A 9,535-nucleotide genomic window follows, 5' to 3' on the forward strand; every position below is an offset into this window, starting at 1 on the left:
GGCAACACCGGTGCGACTGGTGCTACCGGTAATACTGGCTCTTCTGGCAACACCGGCACGACAGGTGCAACCGGTAACACCGGCTCTTCTGGCAACACCGGTGCGACTGGCGCTACCGGTAGTACTGGCTCTTCTGGCAACACCGGCGCTACCGGAGCAACAGGTGCCACAGGTGACACCGGAGCTACCGGAGCAACAGGTGCCACAGGTGACACCGGAGCTACTGGAGCAACGGGTGCTACAGGCGACACTGGAGCAACAGGCACCACAGGTAACACCGGAGCTACTGGAGCAACAGGTGCCACAGGCAACACCGGAGCTACTGGAGCAACAGGTGCCACAGGCAACACCGGAGTTACTGGAGCAACGGGCGCTACAGGGAACACCGGAGCTACCGGAGCAAGCAGTGTTTATAATGCTTCCGGCACATTATTATCTAATGCTCAAATTGTCATTGGCTCTTCTGGCTCTATCGCAGGTAATAACGGAGAAGTAACGGTAACTTTCTCGGGAAGCGCTGCTTTTTCTAGCGCCCCTATATGCACACTAGGCCTAACCAATAGTTCAGTTAATAATAACGTTCCGAAAATAATGTCAGTTACCGCATCCTCAATAACCATACGCAACACCAATCTAAATGCCGCTAACACACTAGAGTCAACCTTTATATGCGTAGGGGAATAGTAACCCAGCCCATTTTTTAAAATAATTTACCAACAAGGCCTTACTCTATTTACCTCCGCAGGAGTAAGACCTTGAACCATAATGCGGAGCGAAGAGAGGAGCTAATCATGTCTACACCCTTTATAGGTCAAGTATCTTTATTTGCAGGTAATTTTGCCCCGCGCGGCTGGCAGCTCTGTGCCGGTCAAATTCTCAGCATTGCCCAAAACACCGCATTATTTTCAATCTTAGGCACCACTTACGGTGGCAATGGCACAACAACATTCGCCTTACCTGACTTACGTGGTAGAGTAGCTATTGGCGTCGGCCAGGGCCCAGGATTAAGCTATTACAACATAGGCGAAATGGCTGGTACTGAAAACGTCACACTACTAACCACTCAAATGCCTCAGCATAACCACTTAATGCTTGCATCAAATCAACCTGGCGGCTCAGCAAACCCTAGCAATAATTTTCTAGCTGATATTAATGAGCCAACAGGCTCGATTGTCGTTAATGGCTATACACCCGCCGCGACAAATACTTCTTTAAATCCAGCAAGTATCAGCTTGACAGGCGGAAACCAACCTTTTGGAATTATGCAACCCTATTTAGGCTAAATTACATTATCGCCGTCGAAGGTGTTTTCCCATCTCGTAATTAACGATTCACGCGCACAGGATTCAAACCATACCTAATCCTGTGCGCTTTTATGGTATTGACATTATGTTAGACACAATAAGCGCAGACGATTTAACGCCTTATATTAATCGCCCCTGCCGAGTAACCCATGTTAGCGGGCATCAATTTGAGCTAGTCATTGCTAGTATCGAGCAAAAACCCAACTTACCTAAACTACCCAATCAACGCGCACCGTTCTCGGTTTTGCTATCCGGCGCACTAGAACCGGCTTTTGTCTTTGGGATGATGAATCTCGAAGTCGATACCATCACCTTGCTGACCGACGTTCATATCGAACGTATTCTGCCGCCATTCGGTACAGACCCTAACTTCGCCTATTACCAAATTATCTTTAATTAAATGCACACTCTCCGTTTTCGTCCAGAAACTAGCGCTGACGATGATTTTTTAATAGCGCTTTATGCCAGTTGCCGTGCCGATGCCGCGTTGTTATCCCAGTGGCCTAGCGAGCAACGCGACCTATTTATCAACCAGCAATTTCAGCTACAACGCCAACATTATCTACGGGAATACCCTAACGCCGACTACTCAATTATTTTAGCGGACGAGCAAGCCGTAGGGCGTTGGTATCTATACCGAGGCGAAGCGTATTATGAATTACTGGATATTGGTTTAATACCCGAATACCGTAATAAAACTATCGGTAGCCAGTTACTGCATGAGTTGCTGAACGAGGCTGAGCGTGTTAAAAAACCCGTTCGCGTATTTGTCGAGCAAGACAACCGCGCCCAACGCTTTTATGCCAGGCTTGGCTTTAACGCGACTGAAGTACACGGCGCACATGTATTACTCACCTGGCAACCCAACTACACCAACCCGTGATTATTCCTAATGTCGCTCGTTTAGCGCTAAATTTTGACCCCAATAAGCTAGCCGCTGATTTAGCCACGCTTGCAGCTACGGATTGGCAAGCGCATTTTAACCATCAGATTTACCAAGGCAACTGGAGTGCGATTGCGCTAAGAGCTACACCTAACGGGCATAATGCGATTTACTCTGACCCATCGGCAACGCATTGGCTGATACCGAACTATTGCAACAATGCAAGTATTTTCAACAAGTATTAGCTGGCTTTGCCTGTCCATTATTGTCGGTACGTTTATTACGCTTAGCACCCGGTGCGATGATAAAAGAGCATAAAGATTCTGGATTAGGCCTTGCTTTAGGTGAGATACGCTTACACATCGTTGTCAGCACGAATCCTAAAGTTGAATGCTGGATTGATGGTAAAGGCTACCATTGGGCGGAAGGTGAATGTTGGTATGCCGACTTTGGCTTAACGCACTCCTTTATTAACCGTGGCGATACCGATAGAGTCCATATCGTATTAGACTGCCGAGTCAATGATTGGCTACTCATGCAGCTCAATAACGCAGCTCCAGGCGTACCAAAATTATCACAAACACAGCAATCCGACTCGGTTATAGCTTTGCTTAAGCAGATGCCCAACGCGTTGCGCGATGAGTTATTTCAATGTCATGACCGTGACGAGTTTATTGCACGTTTTAGCGCTTATTTAGCCAGCATAAACCAGCACCTAGCAGCTCAGGAACTCACCGACATCATGCGTAAACATCAACGCGAATGGGTGGAAAAAGATATTTTATGACTCACAATGACTTATTAAACGGGTGGATTCCGTTATACCTTCGTGATGATGAGGTTCACTGGGGGTATATGGGCGATGAACGATTTACTGAGCCGTTTTGCCATTCCAGTTTACAACGCCTTGCCAATAAGCCGTTTAACCAATTATTCCGCCCACGCACTACGCGAGCAGCGCTGATTGAACGTGCGCTAAGCCATCCAGGTTTACCGGTAACAGGGCTGATTTTCCACGTCAGCCGATGTGGCTCAACATTGACCGCACAAGCATTAACCGCGCTAAGCAACAGCGTCGTGTTATCCGAACCGCCACAACTTGACCAAGTTTTATCCGATGCGTCAAACGATCATGCCTTACTGAGTGCGCTAATTGCCGCACTCGGCCAACCCCGCCGAACAAACGATGAACGCGTATTTATCAAAACCGATTGCTGGCATTTATTGCATATCGAAACCTTGTTACGCGTTTTTCCAGGTGTGCCGTGGCTTTTTCTATACCGCAATCCGATAGAAATTTTAGTCTCTCAAGTGCGTATGCCTGCGCTCTATCTGATTCCAGGCTTTCTACATAAACACGGCTTAACACCACCAGAGCAACTGTTTAGCCAGCCCTTAGCTCATGCAGCCTGGGTGTTAGCTCATTTATTCAATCAAGCCGTACACGCCGTGCAACAATATCCGAACGGCTTATTAGTCAACTATACCGAGTTACCTGATGCACTCACCGGACGCATTGCCGAACATTTGCAACTTGATTTAACCGCCTCTGAAATCAACGCGATACAGCAATTAGCCACGCGCGATGCTAAAAACCCACACATGCTGTTCACTGCCGACAGCGACAATAAACAAGCCCAGGCCGATAAGAGCTTGCATGAACTTGCCGAACAAGAGTTAATGCAACTGTATCAAGCACTAGAGCGCTTGCGCTTAAGCGGTTAGGTTACCAACTTAAAGCGGGATAGATTTAATTTTTAGTCAGTATCGTCATTCCGGCATGGATTACCGAAATCCACGACTGCAGGACGCAGGAGGTAGAGCAACGCAGGAGCGGTTGCCGAGGCGCCATGGATGGCAAAGTGCCAAGCACGTCCGTGTGTTCTGGATCTCGGCAATCCATGCCGAGATGACGTTGCTCTTACTAAGCGGCCCCGTCTTAAGTGGGTAGCCACAACGGCTTATAACTCTTTCAAGCTAGTTTTACGCATACGGATATAAAACTCTTCCATCGCGGTAATAAACGAGCCTGGCTTATCCCAAAACGCCGGATAATCACCGCCTTTTTTAACAAGCAAACCAGGAATTAACGCTTCTTGCACGGGCTCTATTTGTTTAGGCAAGGCTTTCTCACCGTGCCAATACTGAGCCAGCGGAACTGAATCCGGTAACGCAACAGGCTTAGGGCGGGTATAAAAGCTATCTACTGAAGTTAACGAAGGTTGTTCAGATGCTCTAACCGACGCGAGTACCTGGCCTAAACGGCGATTTCAATAGTTCTTGTTGTAATTGCTGGGCGGATAAGCCACGCATTTCAAACAATAAAAACGGGTCTTCATCAAATAATTGCGCTAACCGGTAAAACACACCGGCAATATGTTTACACGGTACGGCATAATCAGGGCAAGAACAACTCACCGAAAACTCTTTATAACTCGTCGGCAATAACTGCAATTGTGCTTGAGCAAACGCCGTATCAACATTTTCCGGCATTTCATTTAACAACAGTTTAGAAATAAAACTGGCGCGCTCGGTTAATACTGACAGCACTTTTCGCCATTGCGCTTCGGAAAAACGTTTTCATACCCACCGAAAGATGATAAGTCGGCTCTTTATAAACGCCAAAATACGGATTAACGTTACCGCGCATATCGGCAGTTGCAACCCCTTTGCTAAACTGCCATTTTTTAATACGGTTATCAGTGCTATACGAGCGCCCACGTTGCAAGCGTCCAGCATCGGTATTGCTTTCCAAGGTTTGTAAAAAACTTTTGCCCCCACCAGGTTTTGCTAATACGACTCATGGCTTAATTCTCCATCACGCTTTGTTTATTTAACGCAATAAGCGCTTTGAAAGCTTGGTTATCGAGCTTAGTTAACCAACTTTCATCATTACCTATAATCGTATCGGCCATTCTTTGCTTATCCTCTATCATCTGGTCAATGCGCTCTTCTAACGTCCCTAACGTGACAAATTTATGCACAAACACATTTTTTTTGTTGCCCAATACGAAATGCCCGGTCGGTGGCTTGATTTTCGACGGCAGGATTCCACCAGCGGTCAAAATGAAACACATGGCTGGCACGCGTTAACGTAATACCGACACCACCGGCTTTTAACGACAACACAAACACGGACGGTGGCGTGGACTCACTTTGAAAATCACTAATCATTTGCTCGCGTTTGTTGCGTTGCGTACCGCCATGTAAATAATACGTGGGATAATGCTTTTCACGATTTAAATACCGGCTTAAATAATCGCCAATTTCAGTAAATTGACTAAACACTAACACACTATCACCGGCATCGAGCGCTTCGGCCAACATATCGACTAAACGCTCAAGCTTATGTGAGCGCTCAGGTGTAAACGCACTACCATCTTGCAAATATTGCATAGGATGATTGCAAATTTGCTTAAGCTTCATCAACGTGGACAGCATTAACCCCTGCCGGGCAATGCCTTCTTCTTGCTCTAATTTTTGCTCAACATCTCTGACCACAGCTTCGTATAACGCCGCTTGTTCTTTGCTTAAATTACAATATTGCTTGTTTTCTATCTTATCGGGCAAATCCTTAATAATGGTTTTATCCGTTTTCAAGCGTCTTAACACAAACGGCTGAGTCAGTTTCTTTAAAATCGTTGATTGCTTGACGTTATTATCGCGCTGAATCGGTAACTCATAGAGTTTACGAAACTGTGCTTGTTTACCTAAATAACCTGGATTTAAGAAATTAAAAATCGACCATAAATCTTGTAAACGGTTTTCCACCGGCGTACCCGTTAGTGCTAACCGATGCGTAGCGCTTAAGCTATTAATCGCTTTGGTTTGTGCAGCGGCTGGGTTTTTAATCATTTGCGCTTCGTCTAACACTAAACGGCGCCAAGCAAAGCTTTTAAATAGTGCCGCATCTTTACGCACTAAGTTATAAGAGCTAATGACAATATCATAGCCTTGACATAACGCGTTTAAAGGCCTTTGCGTCTTTCTCCCTTTCACTGCCATGATGAATCAACGTGGTTAAATGCGGCGCAAATTTTTCTACCTCTTTTTGCCAATTGCCAACAACTGAGGTCGGAGCAACTAACAAGGTTGGCCCCACTTGCAGCTCAGCTTTTTCCATCACCAACAAGCTAATCACTTGCATGGTTTTACCTAAGCCCATATCGTCCGCCAAACAACCGTTAAGCTGTAATGACTCTAAATAACGTAGCCAGGCCACGCCGCGCTTTTGATAATCGCGTAAGTTTGCCTTTAATTGTTCAGGATTATCAATGGGCTGTAATTGGCTGCTATCGGATAATTTTGCCAGCATAGCCGCTAAGCTATCTTCTAAGTCAACTTCAAACATCTCACCTTCTTCAGCGACTTTTTGCAATAATTGCTGAACCGATAAACGTGAGTTATCTTGCTGTTGTTGCTGCCAAAGCAATAACATTTCGCGCATTTTTATCGCGGTCTAATTCCACCCATTGCCCACGAAAATGCACTAACGGTGTTTTTGACTCGACCAGTTGCTGCCATTCTTCTGGCGAGACCGAATGCTCGCCCATAGCCAATTCATACTGGTAATCAATTAAATTATCCAGCGACAAATACGAGGTGGCTGACGTGTTTTTAGCCGGTGATTTTCCTGCCGTGCGCATACGCAGCTTAGCGCGCTGCCGACCTTTAGGCGTCAACCAAGCCGGAATAACGATTTTATAACCGGCATCTTCTAATACCCAGGCAGATTCTTTCAAAAACTCAAAGGCTTCATCTAAACTCAAACACACACTATCCGGGCGACTGGTTTCCATGCCGTCCCATAACTTAGGATAAATTTTCGCTGCTAACGCTAACTGCAATAACACTTGTTGTTCAACATGCGCGCCAAATTGCTGCTTAACCAATGCTTTTTGCGCTGACTGAGGTGGCCAATAGTCTTGTAACGCGTATTTCGTCGAAGGGTCTTGTTGCGAGCCAATAAAAAAAGCTAGCAGCCATTGTTCTGGCTCGCTAGGTTTGGCTTCATAGAGTTGAAATCCTAATTGCAGCCCGGTATCAGTTGCTTTGCCAATAAGCTTATGCTGCCATTGACAATACTTGGTCGCTAATGCGTCAGTCATTAGTGCTAACGGTTTATTGAGCTGAATACTCGATAACACCAAAGAGAGATTACCACGTACTTTATCGTTAAATGTGGCTGGCAGACGGCTTAACGCATAATCCAAAATGTCGCTAATACAGACTTCAGCAAAATGGCGTAATAACGATTCCGGCTCATAGCCTAAACTACACGCTAATGGCATTTGGCTAACGGCTTGATGCAGCAAGCTTTCATATTGGGGTGAGACGATGTGCCAATAACGATAAAACTCGCGCTTCTTTTTAACCTCATGTGCCAATAGCGCCGGTATAAACTGGTCTTTATACAGAATGTTTTTAAGCGATTGCGAAAAGTAATACCAGAATAAAAAATCACTAGCCACGCGCGTATTCGCCGCCTGATAACACGCTAAAAAATGAATGTTGTTAATGTCTTTAATAGGCTTAGCTAAGTCAACGCAAAACACCTCCCAAGGCAACCAAGCCACGGCTTCATCGTCCTCAGGTAATACAACCGCAAGCTCTGGCGACGGTAATGGCTCACCTTTATAGGTCGGCAACTGAAGGCCACGATAACCACTAGCGTTATCCGTCGTTAGCGTTAGTGATAATTCTTGGGTAATAAAATCTAAACAGGGTTTCTCAGTTAAGTGATAAGGATGCAAGGTTTTTTTACTAACCCGACGCGTTTCATCGCTTTCCACCCAAATTGAAAAACGCCCGGATTGTATGAATGCCTGAGTATCAGTCGGCGTCCAGAAACCATGTATCACTTTCATTGTGATTAAACCTATAAAAAAAAAGCCCGCATTATAAGATGAGTGGTGTTTTTTCTAAATTACGCTTGGCCAGCGATCAGACCGCATAACGCCATGGATGGCGTGTAGTAGGGCAACGCAGGAGCAGTTTTCTGTCGCTCTAAAACGCCCTGTTCCATCTTAAGTGTGTAGCCCTAAACGCCTAAGGCGTCCAGTTGACTGTAAGCCTGATTTAACCAGAGCTTAAGACGCTGCCGATCAAGCAAGCCTAACACGTTTAAATTCTCGAAATCACGGTTGCTTGCTGCCCAGAAACTGGAGCTATTACCGTCAATTTTAGTCATGATGGGCGCATATAAACGCTTTAATATCATGATTTTTGCACCTAATTCCAGCGCGCTGTCTTTAACACCTGAAAACTCTAATAAGGAAAAATCTTCGTCTCGGATTTGATTTTGCACTAAAACATAACTTAGCTTTGCACTGTAGTGGCCTAATAATTTTCGCAATAACTCAACACAATCTTTTCCGGAATCCATAACATTCCAATAAACGATTTTCACCCCAAGTTCCTGCAGCAATTCCAACACGCCGGACTCGTCTATCCAGGCTGAAAGCGGATAATGGGTTTGTGCGGCCAAGTCGACGAGGATTCTATGATCGGGTTTAGCCACAGCGGTTTCGATTATTGCATCCAGACTTTGGTAACTGCCGATTACGGTGGGGGACGCGTAATCGGTATAAAATCTCAGCAACGCACCATGCGAACGGTCAGTGTCAAAACCCACGAACGGAATATCTTTGTCTATCATGTATTGCGCGATAACTCTGGCTAGTACGGATTTGCCAACCCCGCCTTTTTCTCCACCGATAAGATGTATAGTGCTCATATTGCCTCTTTGATAGCTAGTGTTGTAGAAACTTGTAATATCTGGTATCCGATATTTTCAGTATTGATTGTAAGCTTATTAGAATGCTTTTACCCCATAACTCAAATCCTAATATCGAGTCATGAAGTATTAACAGACTAGTTAATTCGCCATGGGTAGCTAAGTGTGAAAGCAACTGTCAAAGATGAAGTCGGTTATAAAGCTAAACCGGATTAGGCTCGCTAACCCGGTCACGCCAATGTTATTGATAATTACCTTGCTGTTTTCTTTGTTTGTGCTTTTGACGACCGCCTTGTCCTGCGTTGTTGTGTGCAGTAATGGACAATTCTACCCGACGGTTTTGCGCACGGTTTTCTTCGCTGGTATTAGGTACTTTAGGATTGCTTTCACCATAACCTTGGGTGGAAAGGCGGTTATATTCAATACCGTGTTGCGATAAATAGCTCGATACACTCAGCGCGCGTTGCTCAGATAATTTTTGATTATAACTATCAGAACCTGTGTCATCGGTATAGCCTGCGATATTAATTGTCGATTCCGGATAGCGGTTTAACACTTTAGCCACTGAATCTAACGCCTGCCGAGCTTGTGGCGTTAAATCGGCAGAATCGA

General features: G+C 45.4%; 16 protein-coding genes. 7 read left to right on the forward strand and 9 right to left on the reverse strand.

What is annotated here, in order from left to right:
- The 7 genes from VZ94_RS26385 to VZ94_RS05040 all read left to right on the forward strand — a co-directional run.
- A partial coding sequence (locus VZ94_RS26385) for a hypothetical protein (protein WP_204369051.1) occupies positions 1 to 684 on the forward strand: 684 nt, incomplete at its 5' end.
- Between the two features lie 107 nt (positions 685 to 791).
- Positions 792 to 1,283, forward strand: a complete 492-nt coding sequence (locus VZ94_RS05020) for a phage tail protein (RefSeq protein WP_239649642.1) — start codon at positions 792 to 794, stop codon at positions 1,281 to 1,283.
- A gap of 106 nt (positions 1,284 to 1,389) precedes the next feature.
- On the forward strand, positions 1,390 to 1,704 hold the full coding sequence (locus VZ94_RS05025) for a DUF6916 family protein (RefSeq protein WP_131655471.1): 315 nt from the start codon (positions 1,390 to 1,392) through the stop codon (positions 1,702 to 1,704).
- Positions 1,705 to 2,187 carry a GNAT family N-acetyltransferase gene (locus VZ94_RS05030; protein WP_045778404.1) on the forward strand — a complete coding sequence of 161 codons (483 nt, stop codon included), beginning with the start codon at positions 1,705 to 1,707 and terminating at the stop codon, positions 2,185 to 2,187.
- Positions 2,184 to 2,432 (forward strand): hypothetical protein, encoded by a 249-nt coding sequence (locus VZ94_RS28020; protein ID WP_052700229.1) that lies wholly within the window; start codon positions 2,184 to 2,186, stop codon positions 2,430 to 2,432. The genes VZ94_RS05030 and VZ94_RS28020 overlap by 4 nt, the downstream gene beginning before the upstream one ends.
- A complete protein-coding gene (locus VZ94_RS22250; RefSeq protein ID WP_239649643.1) occupies positions 2,381 to 2,974 on the forward strand; it encodes an aspartyl/asparaginyl beta-hydroxylase domain-containing protein in 594 nt (197 codons plus the stop codon). The genes VZ94_RS28020 and VZ94_RS22250 overlap by 52 nt, the downstream gene beginning before the upstream one ends.
- Positions 2,971 to 3,912, forward strand: coding sequence for a sulfotransferase family protein (locus tag VZ94_RS05040; protein ID WP_045778405.1), 942 nt, complete (start codon positions 2,971 to 2,973; stop codon positions 3,910 to 3,912). Before VZ94_RS22250 ends, VZ94_RS05040 begins: the two co-directional genes overlap by 4 nt.
- 236 nt (positions 3,913 to 4,148) lie before the next feature.
- Here VZ94_RS05040 and VZ94_RS28025 read toward each other — a convergent pair whose 3' ends face one another.
- From VZ94_RS28025 to VZ94_RS05060, 9 genes are all read right to left on the reverse strand, one after another.
- Positions 4,149 to 4,310 (reverse strand): hypothetical protein, encoded by a 162-nt coding sequence (locus VZ94_RS28025; protein WP_239649644.1) that lies wholly within the window; start codon positions 4,308 to 4,310, stop codon positions 4,149 to 4,151.
- 112 nt (positions 4,311 to 4,422) lie between these two features.
- Complete coding sequence (locus VZ94_RS28030; protein ID WP_239649645.1) at positions 4,423 to 4,737, reverse strand: SWIM zinc finger family protein; 315 nt, start codon at positions 4,735 to 4,737, stop codon at positions 4,423 to 4,425.
- Positions 4,697 to 4,942 (reverse strand): hypothetical protein, encoded by a 246-nt coding sequence (locus tag VZ94_RS28035; RefSeq protein ID WP_239649646.1) that lies wholly within the window; start codon positions 4,940 to 4,942, stop codon positions 4,697 to 4,699. Before VZ94_RS28035 ends, VZ94_RS28030 begins: the two co-directional genes overlap by 41 nt.
- Before the next feature lie 52 nt (positions 4,943 to 4,994).
- Positions 4,995 to 5,171, reverse strand: a complete 177-nt coding sequence (locus tag VZ94_RS28040) for a hypothetical protein (RefSeq protein WP_239649647.1) — start codon at positions 5,169 to 5,171, stop codon at positions 4,995 to 4,997.
- Positions 5,164 to 6,192: a DEAD/DEAH box helicase gene (locus VZ94_RS30225; protein WP_275575136.1), complete on the reverse strand. Its 1,029-nt coding sequence runs from the start codon at positions 6,190 to 6,192 to the stop codon at positions 5,164 to 5,166. The genes VZ94_RS28040 and VZ94_RS30225 overlap by 8 nt, the downstream gene beginning before the upstream one ends.
- A complete protein-coding gene (locus VZ94_RS30230; RefSeq protein ID WP_275575137.1) occupies positions 6,134 to 6,634 on the reverse strand; it encodes an SNF2-related protein in 501 nt (166 codons plus the stop codon). Before VZ94_RS30230 ends, VZ94_RS30225 begins: the two co-directional genes overlap by 59 nt.
- A complete protein-coding gene (locus VZ94_RS28055) occupies positions 6,591 to 8,054 on the reverse strand; it encodes an SNF2 helicase-associated domain-containing protein (RefSeq protein ID WP_239649648.1) in 1,464 nt (487 codons plus the stop codon). The genes VZ94_RS30230 and VZ94_RS28055 overlap by 44 nt, the downstream gene beginning before the upstream one ends.
- A 173-nt stretch (positions 8,055 to 8,227) precedes the next feature.
- Positions 8,228 to 8,923: a P-loop NTPase family protein gene (locus VZ94_RS05055; protein WP_045778406.1), complete on the reverse strand. Its 696-nt coding sequence runs from the start codon at positions 8,921 to 8,923 to the stop codon at positions 8,228 to 8,230.
- Between the two features lie 241 nt (positions 8,924 to 9,164).
- The coding region (locus VZ94_RS05060; RefSeq protein WP_045778407.1) for an OmpA family protein at positions 9,165 to 9,535 on the reverse strand (371 nt) is incomplete at its 5' end.

The sequence above is a fragment of the Methylocucumis oryzae genome (assembly GCF_000963695.1).
In the GTDB taxonomy this organism is placed as follows: domain Bacteria; phylum Pseudomonadota; class Gammaproteobacteria; order Methylococcales; family Methylomonadaceae; genus Methylovulum; species Methylovulum oryzae.

Coding starts and splice junctions, on each gene's coding strand:
- VZ94_RS05020 (WP_239649642.1), top strand. CDS start 792: ATGTCTACACCCTTTATAGGTCAAGTATCTTTATTTGCAGGTAATTTT.
- VZ94_RS05025 (WP_131655471.1), top strand. CDS start 1,390: ATGTTAGACACAATAAGCGCAGACGATTTAACGCCTTATATTAATCGC.
- VZ94_RS05030 (WP_045778404.1), top strand. CDS start 1,705: ATGCACACTCTCCGTTTTCGTCCAGAAACTAGCGCTGACGATGATTTT.
- VZ94_RS05040 (WP_045778405.1), top strand. CDS start 2,971: ATGACTCACAATGACTTATTAAACGGGTGGATTCCGTTATACCTTCGT.
- VZ94_RS30225 (WP_275575136.1), bottom strand. CDS start 6,192: ATGGCAGTGAAAGGGAGAAAGACGCAAAGGCCTTTAAACGCGTTATGT.
- VZ94_RS30230 (WP_275575137.1), bottom strand. CDS start 6,634: ATGCGCGAAATGTTATTGCTTTGGCAGCAACAACAGCAAGATAACTCA.
- VZ94_RS28055 (WP_239649648.1), bottom strand. CDS start 8,054: ATGAAAGTGATACATGGTTTCTGGACGCCGACTGATACTCAGGCATTC.
- VZ94_RS05055 (WP_045778406.1), bottom strand. CDS start 8,923: ATGAGCACTATACATCTTATCGGTGGAGAAAAAGGCGGGGTTGGCAAA.